The 16,795-nt window shown below is 54.5% G+C and carries 17 protein-coding genes; 3 read left to right on the top strand and 14 right to left on the bottom strand.

Features of this window, described 5'->3' with window-relative positions; genetic code table 11:
* Positions 1 to 5 precede the first annotated feature (5 nt).
* The 3 genes from glcE to glcF are packed head-to-tail and all read left to right on the top strand — an operon-like array spanning position 6 to position 2,823.
* Complete coding sequence (glcE, locus tag ACZ1HJ_RS02160) at positions 6 to 1,142, top strand: glycolate oxidase subunit GlcE (protein WP_472722137.1); 1,137 nt, start codon at positions 6 to 8, stop codon at positions 1,140 to 1,142.
* On the top strand, positions 1,139 to 1,507 hold the full coding sequence (locus ACZ1HJ_RS02155) for a hypothetical protein (protein ID WP_472720725.1): 369 nt from the start codon (positions 1,139 to 1,141) through the stop codon (positions 1,505 to 1,507). Before glcE ends, ACZ1HJ_RS02155 begins: the two co-directional genes overlap by 4 nt.
* On the top strand, positions 1,504 to 2,823 hold the full coding sequence (gene glcF / locus ACZ1HJ_RS02150; protein WP_472720724.1) for a glycolate oxidase subunit GlcF: 1,320 nt from the start codon (positions 1,504 to 1,506) through the stop codon (positions 2,821 to 2,823). The genes ACZ1HJ_RS02155 and glcF overlap by 4 nt, the downstream gene beginning before the upstream one ends.
* Positions 2,824 to 2,973: 150 nt before the next feature.
* On the opposite strand, the gene ACZ1HJ_RS02145 is transcribed toward glcF, so the two are convergent.
* From ACZ1HJ_RS02145 to sfsA, 14 genes are all read right to left on the bottom strand, one after another.
* The gene (locus ACZ1HJ_RS02145; RefSeq protein WP_472720723.1) at positions 2,974 to 3,666 is read right to left on the bottom strand and encodes a hypothetical protein; all 693 of its coding nucleotides are present in this window, start codon (positions 3,664 to 3,666) and stop codon (positions 2,974 to 2,976) included.
* The gene (locus tag ACZ1HJ_RS02140; RefSeq protein WP_472720722.1) at positions 3,656 to 4,741 is read right to left on the bottom strand and encodes a GSCFA domain-containing protein; all 1,086 of its coding nucleotides are present in this window, start codon (positions 4,739 to 4,741) and stop codon (positions 3,656 to 3,658) included. Before ACZ1HJ_RS02140 ends, ACZ1HJ_RS02145 begins: the two co-directional genes overlap by 11 nt.
* Positions 4,742 to 5,383: 642 nt before the next feature.
* Positions 5,384 to 6,310, bottom strand: a complete 927-nt coding sequence (locus tag ACZ1HJ_RS02135; protein WP_472720721.1) for a carbohydrate kinase family protein — start codon at positions 6,308 to 6,310, stop codon at positions 5,384 to 5,386.
* Positions 6,307 to 7,350 carry an ABC transporter ATP-binding protein gene (locus tag ACZ1HJ_RS02130; protein ID WP_472720720.1) on the bottom strand — a complete coding sequence of 348 codons (1,044 nt, stop codon included), beginning with the start codon at positions 7,348 to 7,350 and terminating at the stop codon, positions 6,307 to 6,309. The genes ACZ1HJ_RS02135 and ACZ1HJ_RS02130 overlap by 4 nt, the downstream gene beginning before the upstream one ends.
* Positions 7,338 to 8,750: a mannitol dehydrogenase family protein gene (locus ACZ1HJ_RS02125; protein WP_472720719.1), complete on the bottom strand. Its 1,413-nt coding sequence runs from the start codon at positions 8,748 to 8,750 to the stop codon at positions 7,338 to 7,340. Before ACZ1HJ_RS02125 ends, ACZ1HJ_RS02130 begins: the two co-directional genes overlap by 13 nt.
* A complete protein-coding gene (locus ACZ1HJ_RS02120) occupies positions 8,747 to 9,643 on the bottom strand; it encodes a helix-turn-helix domain-containing protein (RefSeq protein WP_472720718.1) in 897 nt (298 codons plus the stop codon). Before ACZ1HJ_RS02120 ends, ACZ1HJ_RS02125 begins: the two co-directional genes overlap by 4 nt.
* Positions 9,643 to 10,476: a carbohydrate ABC transporter permease gene (locus tag ACZ1HJ_RS02115; protein WP_472720717.1), complete on the bottom strand. Its 834-nt coding sequence runs from the start codon at positions 10,474 to 10,476 to the stop codon at positions 9,643 to 9,645. The genes ACZ1HJ_RS02120 and ACZ1HJ_RS02115 overlap by 1 nt, the downstream gene beginning before the upstream one ends.
* Before the next feature lie 4 nt (positions 10,477 to 10,480).
* Entirely contained in the window at positions 10,481 to 11,422 is a 942-nt protein-coding gene (locus ACZ1HJ_RS02110; RefSeq protein ID WP_472720716.1) for a carbohydrate ABC transporter permease, read from the bottom strand.
* A gap of 127 nt (positions 11,423 to 11,549) precedes the next feature.
* Positions 11,550 to 12,827 carry an ABC transporter substrate-binding protein gene (locus ACZ1HJ_RS02105; protein ID WP_472722136.1) on the bottom strand — a complete coding sequence of 426 codons (1,278 nt, stop codon included), beginning with the start codon at positions 12,825 to 12,827 and terminating at the stop codon, positions 11,550 to 11,552.
* A 410-nt stretch (positions 12,828 to 13,237) separates the two neighbouring features.
* Positions 13,238 to 14,050: a type I methionyl aminopeptidase gene (gene map / locus ACZ1HJ_RS02100; RefSeq protein WP_472720715.1), complete on the bottom strand. Its 813-nt coding sequence runs from the start codon at positions 14,048 to 14,050 to the stop codon at positions 13,238 to 13,240.
* A 99-nt stretch (positions 14,051 to 14,149) separates the two neighbouring features.
* Complete coding sequence (locus ACZ1HJ_RS02095) at positions 14,150 to 15,082, bottom strand: ATP-grasp domain-containing protein (protein ID WP_472720714.1); 933 nt, start codon at positions 15,080 to 15,082, stop codon at positions 14,150 to 14,152.
* Complete coding sequence (locus ACZ1HJ_RS02090) at positions 15,079 to 15,495, bottom strand: hypothetical protein (protein ID WP_472720713.1); 417 nt, start codon at positions 15,493 to 15,495, stop codon at positions 15,079 to 15,081. Before ACZ1HJ_RS02090 ends, ACZ1HJ_RS02095 begins: the two co-directional genes overlap by 4 nt.
* Positions 15,496 to 15,499: 4 nt before the next feature.
* Entirely contained in the window at positions 15,500 to 15,901 is a 402-nt protein-coding gene (locus ACZ1HJ_RS02085; protein WP_472720712.1) for a hypothetical protein, read from the bottom strand.
* Between the two features lie 178 nt (positions 15,902 to 16,079).
* Positions 16,080 to 16,781: a DNA/RNA nuclease SfsA gene (gene sfsA / locus ACZ1HJ_RS02080; protein WP_472720711.1), complete on the bottom strand. Its 702-nt coding sequence runs from the start codon at positions 16,779 to 16,781 to the stop codon at positions 16,080 to 16,082.
* Positions 16,782 to 16,795: the final 14 nt, after the last annotated feature.

Below are 16,795 nucleotides of genomic sequence, written 5' to 3'. Positions count from 1 at the left end.
CCATGCTGATTCCTTCCTCCGAGGCCGAATTGGCCGGAATTGTTCAGGGTGCTGATGCCCCGTTTCGGATAAAGGGCGGTGGTACGCGCCCCATTGGCGCGCCAACAAATGGTACAATTCTGAATACCAGCGGGCTGACTGGCATCGAACTATACGAGCCGGGCGCGCTGACGCTCGTAGCCAAGGCCGGCACATCGCTGGCGGAGGTTGAAAAAGCGTTGGACGCCGAAGGACAGCGCCTTGCATTTGAACCGATGGATCACCGGCCTTTGCTCGGCACTGAAGGGACGCCAACTATAGGCGGCGTAGTTGCCGCCAATGTGTCGGGTCCGCGCCGCATTCAGGTGGGTGCCTGTCGCGATCATCTGCTGGGTGTCCGGTTTGTGGACGGGCAGGGTAAAATCATCAAAAACGGCGGGCGCGTGATGAAAAACGTGACCGGGTATGATTTGGTCAAGTTGATGGCAGGTAGTTGGGGCACATTGGGTGTTTTGACGGAAGTGTCACTCAAGGTACTGCCGAAATCGCATGCAACGGGGACGCTAAGACTTGAAGGCCTGAGTGATGTTGACGCGGTCAAAGCGCTGAGCATGGCCCTTGGCTCACCCTACGAAGTGACGGGCGCGGCGCATTTGCAAACGGGCAAAAACGGTGCACCCCTGACGATGATCCGTCTGGAAGGTTTCGAAAGTTCGGTCGCATATCGCGCAGAGGCACTGCAAAGACAATTGGCGCAGTTTGGTGCTTTTGGGTTGGAGACGGATGCCGCCACCACGCAAGCCGAGTGGCGTGACATTTGCAATGTGGTCGCCTTCCAACATGCGGCAGGCGATGTCTGGCGATTGTCGGTCAAGCCAAGCGATGCGCCCCAGATCGTGGCCAGTTTGCCGGGGACGCAAGCGCTCTATGATTGGGGTGGGGGTTTGATCTGGCTCTTGGTGCCTGAAGGGTCTAATCTCAACTCGGCCCAGATCCGCCAGGCCATTTCGGTCACTGGCGGCCACGCAACCCTTGTTCGCGGCAGTAGCGACACAGCGTTCCAACCCTTGGCGCCCGCCGTTGCAGCATTGCAGACAGGATTGCGCCAGAAATTTGACCCGCGCGGCATCCTGAACCCGGGGCTGATGGGGCAGGCCGCATGAAGCTGGCTGTGACCTTTTTCATGGTCTTTGTTGTAGGACCCGCGCTCTTTTGGCGGCTGGCTCGCCGCCCCCCTAGCCGACACCGGATTGCCGGTTTGATGATCGTGGCGATTGCATTGATGGCAGCGGCATTCGGATTGGGACGGTGGGCCGTTCCTTTGCTGAGCCCGAGCCCCTATCCGGGCCTTGCGGTCATCGTGGTCAGTTGGGTGGCGTGGGTGGTTGTGCTGGCCTATTGCGCGCTGGCTCTGCAATTTCGCCTGACCTCAAATTTTGCCCGAAAAACCATCCTAACTATTGGCGCTCTCTCGACCACGCTACCGTGGTTCGGGCTCTATGCTGCACAGGTGATTGCCGAAAAATGAAAACTGAATTCACTCCCGATCAGCTGCTGGATCCAGCGGTTGCGCGTTCAAATGAAATTTTGCGTGCCTGCGTGCATTGCGGGTTTTGCACGGCTACTTGTCCCACATACCAGGTTCTGGGTGACGAGTTGGATAGCCCGCGAGGCCGCATCTACCTGATCAAGGATATGCTGGAAAACAACCGGGTGCCGGATGAGAAAACCGTCAAGCATATTGACCGGTGCCTGAGCTGTCTGGCCTGTATGTCGACCTGCCCGTCGGGCGTTCATTATATGCATCTGGTTGATCATGCGCGCGATTACATCGAGCAGAATTACACCCGCCGGTGGGATGATCGTGCCCTGCGCTGGATTCTGTCGAAAATTCTGCCCTACCCTGGCCGGTTTCGCCTTGCGCTGCTTGGGGCCAAGATCGGACGGCCCTTTGCGCGGTTGATGCCAGATGTGCGCCTGCGGGCGATGTTGGAAATGGCACCAAAGCAAATCCCGCCGGTCAGTCGCAATGATGATCCGCAATCCTTTCCGGCCCAGGGCGCGCCGGTCAAACGCGTGGCGCTGATGACGGGTTGCGCGCAAAAGGCGCTGAACACGGATATCAATGATGCCACGATCCGCCTTCTGACGCGGTTGGGCTGTGAGGTCGTGGTGGCCGAAGGCGCGGGCTGTTGCGGTGCGTTGACTCACCACATGGGCAAAACAACCGAGAGCCACGCAACCGCCGCCAAGAATATCCGCGCCTGGACTGCTGAGATGGATGGCAAAGGGTTGGACGCGATTGTGATCAACACGTCCGGATGCGGCACCACGGTCAAGGATTATGGTCACATGTTCCGCAATGAGGCGCTGGCCGCTGATGCCGCGCGGGTTTCAGAAAAGGCCATGGATATCTCCGAGCTATTGATGCAACTCGACATGCCCGAGGGTGATGACAAGGATATGGTGGTGGCCTATCACGCCGCCTGTTCGTTGCAGCATGGCCAACAGATCAAAACCTTTCCCAAGGATTTGCTGAAACGTGCGGGTTTTACGATTGTCGAACCGGCGGATCCGCATCTGTGTTGTGGTTCCGCGGGGACGTACAACCTGATGCAGCCCGAAATTTCGCAAAAACTCAAAGCGCGCAAAGTCCGTACGCTGGAGGCCAAATCACCCGATGTAATTGCGGCGGGCAACATCGGATGCATGATGCAAATCGGCTCGGCAACCGAAATACCGATCCTGCATACGGTGGAATTGCTCGATTGGGCTACCGGCGGCCCCAAACCATCCGCGATGACCGACGCGCCATTGAGACAGACCGTGCCGATCCTGCGGTGATGTATTGGGGTGGACTTGTGTAGCGAATGTCCGTTTGGAGCCCAAAGCAGGCGTTCACCGACCCGACGCATCTTACCATGGGAATTTCTGTCATCTGGCAGTTGGTCCCGCCTTATGAGATTAGGTCGTTTGGAAATACATTTGATGTCTTCAAGCGGTATTATGACTTGCGCGCTCTGGAAGAAAACCACGCTCAACTAACTTTTTGATCACAAGGGCACCATATTCCGAGTTGCCGTGTGTGTGATCACTTTCCAGAAGATGCTCAGGTAAAACTCCGGCTTCGTCGGCCAAATCCTCGGCTGGGTCATAGACAACGGCATTTACTTTGGAAATCTGATGTGAAATCTCGCGGCGGAACGCATCATAGTTAGCGCGATGAAACATTGGCGGCGGCGCTACAACGGTTAATCTTGCCGTCTTCGCAAATTGTTCAATCAATGCAAAGTGGGACCTGCGATAGGCTTGGATGTAGTCCTTAAGAAAGCCAGAAGAAACGGCGAGACAGTCATCAGGAACCTTGACCTCATCGTCGATGGCAATGTGGTTGTTCCAGCCGAAGGGCGGCACCATACGTCCCAAGTGATAGCCAACGCTGAAGAGTACCGGAACATCCGTATGAGCCAGGTTGTCGACTTCAAGCTCCTTTTTCAGATTCATAAACATTTTCTTAGCCCATGGTCTATTCATCCAGATCCCGTGGGTTTTGTGCGGTGTGATCGCGCCCGCCGCCCAGTTTCTACCAGAAAAAATGACAAGCTTGGTCGTCATCCCAATTGCCTTGCAGCCTTCATTCAACGCCGACGCATGGCTATCGCCAATAATCAAAACATCAGGTTTCATTGAAAACCTCGAGGCTCATTTCCTCGCAAATCAGTTCCTCAGCAGCCATTTCTCGTTCGACTGCCGCTTTCCGTTCTGCGATCTCGGAAACCTCTATTCCCTTAGCTTTGCCGTTAAGGTTCAAGCCGTCGAAGAAATGGCCCATCACCAAATTTACACCGTCCTGTGCTATAGATCGCATGTTGGGTTCAAAGAAGGTTCCTCTCGACGAGGGTGCGGCTATGATCTCGTAAGAAGGAAAGTAGTCAACCGCTTCAAAGGACTTAGCCAAATCGCCAGCGACGGCGCGAAGTGTTGATTTGGAATAAGTCGATGACACCAGAACATGCTGACCATCCATTGTAGCGGTCAGCGGCACAGGTGAGACCGTCAATAAGATTTTTAGGTCAGGATTGAGCGCCCACATTTGGTCGAAGGCAATCTCAAGACCTGCCGCAGTTTCAGTATAGGAATAATTGCGGTAAACATGTCGGTCTTTATCAAACAGTCCCGCTATCGTGCCGGGACACATTGGATAAGGTTGGCTGGTTTCCTGATTTTGCCAACCTTCGGTCAACCCTAGTGTAAAAACAAACACGTCGGTATCCGTTATGGATTTACGAAAAGCGAGGGCATTGGTTCGCAAACTTGCCCGTGCTTCGTTTTCAGAAATGAAGCCCCGCGGCTCAACGGCGGGACGTAAGCTATCTATCACTCGTCCGTCATCTTCAGTCCACAAATCGACACTGGCAACCAGACCAGGATCTGTGCCAAGTTCGGTCCAGCACTTCAGCTGTGCGGCGGTGTAAATGTTGCCAGTTCGCGACGAAAACACACCATAATTGTACTGCAATTCTAGTTCCGGAGGCGTACGCCCAGGAGCGGGTTCCGCGTTGACCCAATTCATCTTACGATTTGTCAGCGCACGGCTAATATGTTGAGCAAAACAAGACCCGTAAGTTGAAAAACGTGCGTCTTCAGGTAATTGCCACTTAGATGTCCAGAGTTTTTTGTATCCAAAAAGGCCTACGTCTGCGACCCCCGACCGCCAAAAGGCTTCTGGCGGCAAGCCATGATAGGGATTTTCACTGCCCATTTTACCCTCTTGGGTTTCTTGAATAGCGTGTTTTAACGCAACCAGAGTAACGCGCCTAGAGCATTTCAGAAAGCCGCTAATGCACTACAGTTTTGCGCTTTGAATGGATGCAGAAAGAGCAGGCATATGTCCACTGCGAAGCTTTAGCCAAACTGAACACTAAACGAACGAAAAGAGATGCAGCATCGGGATTGGGCAGCATTGGAGTTAGCTTAGATGACTTGAACGTCCGCTTTGCGTCCGTATTGCGGTCATTGGGCTTGATGGATCAACTTGGGGGCATTGATGCTTCACTTAAATATCTTCATAGATTTATTGTTTTATCGCTTCAATTTGGCGCCGCCGCCGGCACCATGAAACCTTCAAGATATTGGATGTTTTAACAAGTTCCTTTGAATTCGCTTCTAGAAGCAAAATTCTGCGCCAAACCCACAACGGCAACAATTGGTAGTTGGAAACTTGCCGAAAAAGCTTTTCTAACCAAAGAACTTTTTTGTCTCTTGAAGCAGTACTGTCAGCTTTTAGGAAGTCGGACAAAATTGGCGAGGCCATGAAAGACCGGCACCGCAAGATGGTTTCAATGTGACAATTCGCTATGCGGCGAATTGATAAATCGTCCAATTTTTCAATGTGTTGCGCGCATCAAGTATTGGGTTGCCAAGGTAGCTCTGCGCCAGCCTTGGTGATCGTCCGTTCCGCAATGGAAGCTGCAAAAGTCAAACATGCCTCCACATCTGTATCACTCAGAGCAGAAACGCGTTCTTTGCTGAGACACCCCATGGCATTCAAATGCCTCAAAAATCCCGCATTGAAGGCATCGCCCGCGCCGACTGTGTCAACCACCTCAACATGACGACTGGAAATTTTCACGTGCACGCCGATCGATGAAAAAGCGCTGGCGCCTTCGCTGCCATGTGTCATCAAAATGAGTTTGGGACCAAGCGACAGTAAGTGGTGCGCTTTGGTCTCTGGCCTGTCCGAGCCATCTAACAGCCAATCAAGGTCTTCATCCGATACTTTCACGATGTCAGAGATTTCAATCATGCGTGTAAGTCGGGCACGATAAGCGGCTTCGTCTTTGATAAAGGACGGTCGGATGTTGGGATCCAACATGATCAGTTTCGACGGGGCTTCGCGCACGGCCAAATCCACATAGGTGTCGGCTGCCGGTTCAGACACCAGACTGATGCCTCCGAAGAAAAGTGCATCGACGGTAAGCGGCGACGCTGGCAGATCGGAGGGCGCCAACATGCGGCCCGCGGAATTTTCGTCAAAAAAGCTGTACTGCGCTTGCCCCTGCTCCAGATGCACAAACGCCAGCGTTGTTGGCCTATCGGAATATGCGATCGTGCGCGTGCTTACGTGACTTTCAGTCAGAGCGCTGGTCAGAAGACGGCCGAATTGGTCATTTGACAACCCGCTGAACAGCGCAACATCTTCCCCCAACCGCCCCAAAGCCCGGGCTGTATTGAATACCGCGCCTCCAGGGTGCGGCACGAAACTCTGCCGCCCCTCTGCCGTGAGTGACGGGATCATGTCGATAAGCGCTTCGCCACAACAAAGGATCATGTTGTCACGTGCCGCTGTCCAGTGACACTGTCGAAGAGATGTACCTTTTCGGCGGCGGCCGTGAAATGAAGGTAGCTTCCGCGTTCAGCATCGGGCGGCATGTCGAGCTTGGCAATGAAATCCGTGCCATCGTCGGCCCGTAAATGAACCAACGCATGCTCTCCAAGGTTTTCGACCAGTTCAAACTTGGCGCTCAACATCGCTTGATCTTTCTCACAGAGCTTCAAATGCTCGGAGCGGACGCCAATGGTCAATCCGCCGCCGGTTGGATCCCGCAACTCTGGATCAGCGGTTTTTGCCAATGTTGTCGGCGTAAAAAAATTCATTTTGGGGCTGCCAATAAACTGCGCCACGAATGTATTGTTCGGGCGTTCGTAGAGGTCAATCGGGCTACCCACTTGTTCAATGTGACCGCCCTTCAAGACCACAATTTTGTCGGCGAGCGTCATGGCTTCGACCTGGTCATGGGTGACGTAGATCATCGTCGTCCCCAATCGTTCGTGCAAGCGCGCGATTTCCAATCTTGTCTGCACACGCAAGGCTGCATCCAGGTTGGACAGCGGTTCGTCAAACAAGAAAACCTCCGGCTCCCGCACAATGGCGCGGCCAATTGCAACGCGTTGACGTTGACCACCAGACAGCGCCTTTGGGGTACGATCCAGATAGTCCGTGATGTCCAAAATTTCAGCCGCGGCGCGCACACGCGTATCGATTTCGGGCTTCGGCATTTTTGCCTGTTTCAATCCGAAGGCCATATTGTTGTAGACCGTCATGTGCGGATAGAGCGCATAGGTCTGGAACACCATGGCCACGCCGCGCTTGGCCGGAGCGATTTCATTGACGAGCGTGTCGCCAATTGAGATGTCCCCGCCTGAGATTTCTTCAAGCCCTGCGATCATGCGCAAAAGCGTGGATTTTCCGCAGCCGGACGGGCCGACGAACACGACGAACTCGCCATCCTCGACATCGAGGTCAATGCTCTCGATGACTTCCGTATCGCCATAAGACTTGGCAACGCTGCGCAGCTTTAGGCCTGCCATTTTTGTTCCATTCCTTTGATGGCCGCGACGACGCCCGGCGCAAACCTGTCATACGTGGAGGGTAGATTGCCCCAAATATTCGGATCACTCGCCAGGTCCGCCTCTCGACCCACGGACAGGAGCGGTGACAGCTTGTCCATAAACGGCTCGTGGTAAGGCACATGGCTTAGACCCGCCTGCGCGCGGCGGGCAAAAACCACCCATGATGCAATGCAATCATAGCCCGCTTTTGGGTCAAGTCCCTTGGCCAGACAAGCGCGCAGTGTCGGGCGGATATAGATGGCCATTTTCGAATAGCCGTCCATGCAAATCCGCTCCAACTGATCCGCGATGCCGGCATTTGTAAATCGGGCGGTGACTTGGTTGAGATAGGCGGAGGTATCAAATGGCATAGCCTTGCCCAAGCCAACCAAAACCTCATCCTGCTGAAAGGCATCGAAATGCGCCCGAAGGGACGGATCGCGCATCGCCGCATCAAACGTTGTGTACCCGGCAAGCGCGCCGAGATAGGCCAGCCCGGCATGTCCGCCATTGAGAATGCGAATTTTCGCCTCTTCATAGGGTTCCACCACATCGACGATCTGCACGCCAACCTGGGCCAAGTCTGGCATGGGTCCCGCAAAGTCATCCTTGAGAACCCATTGGATGAAGTCCTCGGATTGGATCGGCGCTATGGCTTGCCGCGGGAACATCTGCGCGACTTTTGCTTCAAATTCCTGCGTGGTTCTTGGGGTAATCCGGTCGACCATGGAGCACGGAAACGTTGCATTCTCCCGCGTCCACTTGGCAAGCTCGGCTTTCCCTGCACTGTGCATGAACGTCTGCAATCCCTGCATGAGAATGGTGCCGTTGTTGCGGATGTTGTCGCAGCATAAAATGGTGATCGGATCGCCCGAGGTTTTGAAACGCCGTTCCAGACCATGGGTCAAATATCCATAGACAGTGCGGATGCTCGCTTCTGTCAGGTCGCGCCTGATCGGCTCAGCATCCAGATCAAGGGCCCATTCTTCGTCAAGACAATAGCCACTTTCGGTTACCGTGATCGAGACAACGGAAACACTTGGAAGTGCCATTAGGTCAAGAGCCGCCTCGGGATCGATTGCTGCATCGTGGAACGCACGGTGCGATCGGATCGCCCGGAACTCCTCGGTTCCGCCCGCCGAGATGGACTTGAGCAAATACCCGTTGTCTGTGCTTGATGCCGCCCTGAAAGAACTGCTTTCCGACGGCCGCAAATTCACCGCGGCGACACCCCAACGCAGGTCGCCTGTGGCCTGCATATAGTCATCCAGATAAACAGCCTGATGCGCACGGTGAAACGCGCCATACCCGACATGGACCCATCCAATTTCGCAGGCGTTCCGATCATATGTTGTGGTGAAAATATTCGCGTCGTTCAATTGCTGCCCCCCGACGAAGGCACCAGTTCGGATCGGGTCAGATCGCGGTAGGCCGACGGTGTCATGGCTTTGACCTTGAGAAAATGCCGATTGAAATTCGCGAGGTTTCGAAACCCAACCTCGTGGCAAATCGATGCAATTTTTTCATCCGTTACTTGAAGCATTGAGCACGCCTGACCAATCCGCACCTTGATCACAAACTCGACAAAGCGACTGCCGGTCAACTTTTGGAAATTACGCGAAAAAGCGGTGGGGCTCATGTGGGCCATTTCGGCAGCTTTTTCGAGGCTGAGGTCGTCGGCAAAATTTGTAGTGATGTAATCGACCACGGCCGCAATCCCGCTGCGCTTGGCTTGGAAAACGGGCAAGGCAACGGTGTGTTCAGAAAGCTGCTTTTGTTGTGGATGAGCCGCGACGACCCTCAGGAAAGCCAGAAACCTGACTATTCTTTCTGTCCCTGTCGCATCGCGAATGCCAGCGAGATGGGTTTTCGACACGCTTTGGTCGAAGTCGACAAATTCGATGCCGCCCAGTGACTTTCGCAGCATTTCGTCCAGATCGCGAAACTCCGGAAAGGCTTCGCGCATGCGGTCCACACTATTCTGGCTGAATTGAACCAGCATGTCCCGCAGCGCCACGGGCTCATAGGAACCTACTTCATCCGTGACCCAATTGTGTGGCAGATTTGGGCCCACGAGATAAAGCGCGCCGGGACCAAACGTACCGATATGTTCGCCGACAAAGGCTTTGCCCCTTGTGGCCGTGATCAGGTGCAATTCAAAAACCTCGTGGCTATGCCAGCGGCAAAGATCTGTTGGCCAGCCATGTTCAAGGTAGCGCACACTTTCGGAGGCCTGATCAACGAACTCAAATTCGGGCGTGAGGATCGACATTATTTGACCGCTCCGAATGTGAGGCCCTGCACCAACTGTTTTTGACAGAACCAACCCAGGACGATGATCGGACCCACCGCAGCGGTAGACACCGCTGACAGGCGCCCAAAGAACAGACCCTCAGGCGCTCTGTTTCCTTCAATGAGCTTGGACAGCGTGGCGGCATCCGTCGTCGTCAGGCGCACCGTCCAATAGGCTTCGTTCCAGCAGAAGATGAAACACAACAGCGCCGTCGAGGCGATACCGCCCCAGGCCAACGGGACCAAAATATCTTTGATCTCTCCCCAGGTGCTGGCGCCATCCATCTTGCCGGCCTCGATGATCTCCTTTGGGATCTCTTTGAAATAGGTGAACAGCATCCAGATAACGATGGGCAAATTGATCAGGCTCAGGACCAGGATGATCAGGAAATGGGTGTCGAAGATGCCAAGGAAATTCTTGGTCAAGAAGGTCATAGGGTAGAGGACGGCCGCGGCGGGCAACATCTTGGTGCTCAGCATCCAGATCAAAATATCTTTTGTGCGTGGCGACGGATTGAACGCCATGGCATAGGCCGCAGGAACGCCAACAAAGAGTGAAAAGCACGTGGCGAAAACCGACGTTATGACCGAGTTGGATGCAAAGCGCCAATAGTCGTAATTCTGGGTCATATTCGCATAGTTTTCGAGCGTCGGCGTGAAGAACAGAAGGTGTTCGGGCTTTACAGCATCCGCATCTGTTTTGAAGCTGGTAAAGATCATCCAGAAGATCGGGAAGAAAAACACGAGTGCCACAATCCACGCCAGCGCGGGCCAGATCAGACGCGAAAATTTGCTTTGCTGGGCGACGATCATAGCTTCAATCCATCAAGGTTTTTCCGACCATCCGCAGAAGGAAGATCGCAACGATATTGGCCAAGATCACGGCGAAAATGCCTGTTGCACTAGCGGCCCCGATATTATTGGTTGAAAACTCGCCAATCAGATAAGGCAGGTTCTTGTTGCCGTTTCCGCGGCTCACGATCTCGATCTCGGCATAAAGTGATAAGTGAAAGATCGCCTGGATCATCACCACAACCGCGATTGGACGCCCTAAATGCGGCAAAGTCAGGTTGCGAAACTGCGACCAGGCATTTGCACCGTCAAGGATTGCCGCCTCTTTTTGCTGCTGGTCCTCGGATTGCAGGGACGTCATGAAGATCAGAACCGCAAAAGGCGTCCATTGCCATGTCACCATGATGATCACCGCATAGGCAGAGGTCTGTGTGGCGCGGAAAGAAATGGGCTCGAATTCAGGCCAAAGCGAAAAGAAAGCCCCCAACACCGGGGCACTTCGCAGCCCGTCAATCATGTCGTTAACACCCGCCACCGCGATGCCTTGAAGCCCCAAAACCGGGTCCAAAATCATATTGATCCACAACACGGCATTCACGGCAGGCATGACAAAGAAGGGAGAGATCAACAGCACCCGAACGATACCGCGTCCGGGAAAGCTTCGGTTGATGAGGATCGCAATTGCAAGACCAAGAACCAATGTCAGAACGATAATGGAGCCAACAATCAACAGGCTGTTTTGCACCGCAAACCAAAAGTCCTTGGCCTTGTAGAGCACGAACTCGTAATTCCCAAAGCCACGCCAATTGCTCAAGGAAGGGGTCGTCCATTCGGGTCGGCGCAGATTGTTCAACACATAGCGGATAAACGAAAAATACAACGTCATACTCAGCGGAACGAGCATCCAGATCAACAACAGCACCACAGCGGGTGTCTGGAGGAGTTTTGGCAGCGTTCGGTTGGTCATTGCTTTTTTCGCTCAGGGTTGCGGCAGGGTGCGGTACCCGTTCGCCTGGTTCGTGGAACCTACTGCGGTTTGACGAACATCACGGAATGAGAAGGGCGCGAACGCCCTTCCCAATTGTCGTCATGGGTCAGTAGTAGCCTGCTTCAGACATGATGGCATCCGCTGCGGCTTGTGACGCTGCCAGTGCCTCATCCACCGATTTGGCTCCGGACAGAGCTGCTGCCATTTCCTGGGCCACAGCCGATCCCACTTCAGGGAACTCCGGAATTGCGGCAAACTGAACGCCGACATATGGTTTTAGGTCTGTCGCTTCGGGGGCGGCTGAGTTGATCGCTGCCATTTCAGCCTCGGCAAAACCAGCCACGGCCTTGAACTCGTCGAACATGTAAGTTGATGCGCGCTGGCCGGTCGGAACCGATTTCCAACCAAAATCAGGGTGGTTGGCCACCGCTTGAACATAGTCCTTGGACGTTGCCCATTCGATGAACGCCTTGGCGGCTTCAGCATTTGGCGATCCGGCAGGCACGGCCATTGCCCAAGCCCAAAGCCAGTTCGCCCCAACCGGATTGCCAGCATTTGGCGACTGCGCGTAAGCGACACCGTCGACCTCAAGGAAGGACGCCGCGATGGTCGCATCGATCCACATACCGCACTTGCCTTCGTTGTAAAGCGCGAGGATCTCATTGAACGAATTACCTTCCGAACCGGGAGGTCCGAAATTGCCAAGCAGATCTACATAGAAGTTGATCGCAGCCTTCCATTCGTCGCTGTCCAGCGTCGGACGCATATCTTTGTCAAACCAGGCGCCACCAAACGAATTCACGACCGTCGTGATGAAGGCCATGTTGTCGCCCCAGCCGGGTTTTCCACGCAAGCAGGCGCCATAAACGCCGTTTTCCGGGTCATGAACGGCTGCCGCAGCCGCTTTGATGTTATCCCAGCTATCATTGTCGGCGATTGTTACGCCCGCTGCATCGGTCAAGTCCTTGCGATACATAACCATGGAGCTTTCGCCATAAAATGGCGCCGCATACATGGTACCTTCGTGGCTCAGACCAGCGCGGATCGCCGGCAAAATATCTTCCACGTCGTAGTCAGCACCAAATTCAAGGGGTTCAATCCAGCCTGCTGCACCCCAAATAGGTGCTTCCTGCATGCCGATGTTAATAACGTCATACTGACTACCGCCTGTCGCTGTATCAGACGTGACCTGCTCGCGAAGGACACCTTCTTCCAACGAAACCCAGTTCAACTTCACACCGGTTTCTTCAGTGTAAGCCTGTGCGACGGTCTGCATGTTGATCATGTGGCCGTTGTTAACGATAGCAATGGTGAGCTCTTCAGCGCTCGCCACAGCCGCAATCCCTGTCGCCAGCACAAAGGCCGGCACTGCTAGTTTCTTCATGATGTCCTCCCAAACAACGCTCGGAAAATCCGAGATCACCCTCATTCTGACAATGATATTCTGCAGCAAACTAGTACGAAGCTGCCCGAGAGTGGTATAAAACTTGCATTTTTTGAGGGATTTTTTGAATATTATGGCGAAAGAGTATTAGGCGCGATCGATCAGGAAGGTGAATGTAGCCAAAACGGTTGACGGGTTGCCCGGGCTTTCAGAATGGCGATTATCAATCGATATCAAAGCAGAAATGTTTGAAACCGGCAGAGACAATAGGCAGTAAAAAACTATATCTCTTTACGCACATGGAAGCTCTGCTCAGGAATTGCAGGTTCCAAAGCCGTCACTCAAACTCTATGTCGTAATGCGCGATGTGTCCGCAGAGCGGACGACCGTAAAGCCTCAAACCAACGCCGTTAACGCCAGGTCGGGTGGAACCTGTCTGCGGGGGAGAGGGTGAAAAGCTCGCAGCCATCCGCCGTGACGCCGATGGAGTGTTCGAATTGGGCGGACAGGGATTTATCGCGGGTGACGGCGGTCCAGTCGTCGGACAGGACCTTGGTTTCGGGACGTCCCAGATTGACCATCGGCTCAATCGTGAAGAACATGCCTTCTTCCAGCACCGGACCCGTGCCCGCGCGGCCGTAATGCAGCACATTTGGGGGAGAGTGGAACACCCGGCCCAGACCATGACCGCAAAAATCGCGCACGACGGACATGCGCTGCGCTTCTACAAAACTCTGGATCGCGTGACCAATATCACCGAATGTATTGCCTGGTTTGACCGCCTCGATCCCTTTGAAGAGTGAATCGTGCGTTACCTGGATCAATCGCTCTGTCTTGCGCGAAAGCTTGCCCGCCACATACATGCGCGACGTGTCACCATACCACCCGTCGACAACAACGGTGACATCGATGTTCAGGATGTCGCCGTCCTTCAGCTTCTTGTCGCCGGGGATGCCATGGCAGACCACGTGGTTCACGCTGATGCAACTGGCGTGTTTGTAGCCCTTGTAGCCGATGGTGGCGGATGTGGCGCCCGCGGTGTTGACCTTGTTCTCGATCATCCGGTCAAGCTCACCGGTGGTTTGGCCCACAAAAACATGGTCCGCAATCTCATCCAGAATGCGCGCGGCCAAGGCACCGGCGGCGTGCATACCGGCAAAATCCGCTGCCTCGTGGATGCGGATGCCGTCGCGTGTGGTTTTACCGCTGTGCTTGTCTTTCACGTCAGCGCCCTTTGTCGTCCTGTTCGCCGCTCTATTTAGGGCGGATTGAACAAAAGGGCCAGAGGGCGTGAGCGATGCTCGCATCCGCGTGATTGGGGCCTATCCGCCGCTCTTTTCATTGGCGGCCAGAAACCGGGCAAATTCACCGATCAGCGGCATACCGGTTGCGATTTCGATATAGGCAAATTGCCCTTGCGGATTGACCTCGAGGAAATAGGGAGTTCCGTCATGCGACAGTTTGAAATCAACGGCGCCATAGACCAACCCAAGCCGTCGCATCAGGTCCAAAATCTGTTCCGTGATCTCCGGAGACAGCGCATAGGTTTCGTAGGGCAGATCGGTTACCAGCCGGCTGTCGATGACATCCGGGGGGCTTTCCATGATGGCGGCAAAGACCCTGTCGCCCATGACCGTGGCCCGCACGTCCAGAACACCGGTGATCAACTCCTGCACCATAATCGGGGCCAGATGGACCTGGTCCAGATGGCCGCTTTCATCGGATGACCATTTTTTGGTTTTGAACAACATGGATTTGGCCTGCGTCAGGGACTTGTGGATCACCTGGCCTCGGTGCCGGTCAACGAAGGCCGTGATGGCCGCCGCATCGTTCGAGACCAATGTGTCCGGTATGTTCAACCCGGCGGCCTGCGCGGCCTGAAGTTGCAAAATCTTGGTTGCACGCTCCTGTTGCGCCAAGGGATTGACGAACCGACAGATCATGCTGTCCATCAGCCCCCAGAACATATCGCGCCACTCGTGGGTCACAAAACCAAGGTGTGTGTCGCGTATGGCATCGGTAAGATCGAACCGCCCGGGACGGCGCAGCCACGTGGTGGAAACGTCGCGCACAGCGTGCGTCTGACCGGTATCAGAGCAGGTGAATTCTGCCGCGTTCCGGGCAGAAATGCTAAGCCGCGCGTTTTTGCCAAAATCGGCGCAATCCAGTACGGCGCTGGCCACGTTCATTCCGGATAATTCCTGACGGACACAATGGGTGTGGACGTCCTGCGGGTCATCAACGATCAAAATCATTCTGAAGCCTTTCGCTCAAACAGCCCATATTTTTGAAGAAACGCGCGTTCCTTTTTGTGGAACTCAACCCGCCGTTTTTCGATGCTGTGGCGATGCGCTGTTTCCGGTGGGCGCGTCAGGACAGTGAAAGGGATGCCGCCTGTCTCAATACGGTCGCGAAACGGCTCGGACGGGCCAATGCCGTGCAAGGTGGCGCCAGATTGCAGCGCCACCTCAACCTCGGCCGATCCGACCCCAACCTGATGAATGGACAGGATGTCATTGGGGTGCACATCCAGATAGATCCCGGCAGTCAAAATCCGCGTTCGGCCCTCAGGCCCGCGCAGAACATGACCGCGCACCGCCATGATATCTGGGTCCATGTCACACATTGTCAGGTCTGAGAGGAAATCGTTCAGATCGGCCTTTTCCATGGGATCACCGCGTGAAAGAGGACGGTGGGACGAACACATCCGTGGCATCACAGGCATCGAGGATCATTTGATCCGTGGCAGTGCCGTGATCGAAATGCGTCAGGTCCATCGGTCCATCATCGGCGGCAGGGGCCGCGCCGGGTGTGTCGCGCAATTGTTCAACCTGCAGCACATGACGCACCGCATCGGAATTGCGCACCGTGACGTTCACGAGATTGCGGTCGATCTTTTCATAGACGCGTTCCACATTCTCAATCTCATCAATCGGGATCAGAACCACACCCGATGATGTGCACATATGCAGACTGTCTTTGCTCTTGCTGAGCGCGCGGCCCGAAAAAACCAGCCGTGCAACGTTTTCGTCACGCTCATCATCGAGTGTTTTCAGGAAGTCTTTCTTATTCATTGTAAGTACTCCACACATAAAAATTGTTTGAAAAATTTTGGTATTTAATGCTGCGCCAGGTGCCTGAAAAATAAGGAGGGGCACTGCACGCTCTGGCAGAGTAACACGTCTTGAGGTTGTCTCTCAGTCAGGAATAACTGACCCTTGGCCCCGAAAAAGAATGGTGCGAACTTGGCGTTCAGGTTACTGGAACGGCGTTTCCGACCAGAATTTCTTGCGGCGTGATCCGCGTGTCATAGGCCAGAACCTCGACACCGGCCTGGCGTGCCAGTTCAAAAGCTTTTGCATAAGTCGGGTCGACGTCGGCCGCCACTGTCATCAATGTGCAATCGGTCCGTTGGATCAGGTAAAACACCACCGCGCGATGTCCTTCTTGTGCCATCTTGGACAGCTCCGCCACGTGTTTCGCGCCACGGGCGGTCACACTGTCTGGAAATTCAGCCAATTCCGGCTGGCGTGACAGGGTGACGGATTTCACCTCGACATAGGCGTCAGGCAATCCGGGTTCTTGCAACAAAAAATCGATGCGGCTGTTTTGACCGTATTTCTGCTCGGGTCTGACGGTGTGATACATCGCCAGTTCCGGGATCTCTCGCGCCATGATCGCTGCGCGCAGGGCTCGGTTCGGCACCGAGGTGTCCACGCCGGTAAAGTGGCCATTTTCATGATCCACCAGGCGCCACCCAAATTTCAGTTTCTTTTTGGGATCGTCATTTGGTTCAACCCAAATCCGCATGCCGGGTTCTTTCAGGCCCAGCATCGAGCCCGGGTTGGCGCAATGTGCAGTAACCTCGCGGCCATCCTCCAGCCAGATATCTGCCAGAAACCTTTTATAGCGGCGGATCAGAATGGCAGGGACAAGAGGGGTTTGAAAGCGCATGATTGCAGGCCTAT

The sequence above is a fragment of the Roseovarius sp. JB2-10 genome (genome assembly GCF_055693585.1).
Note: the sequence above shows the minus strand (reverse complement) of the source record. Positions and strands in the feature narration are given on the sequence as shown.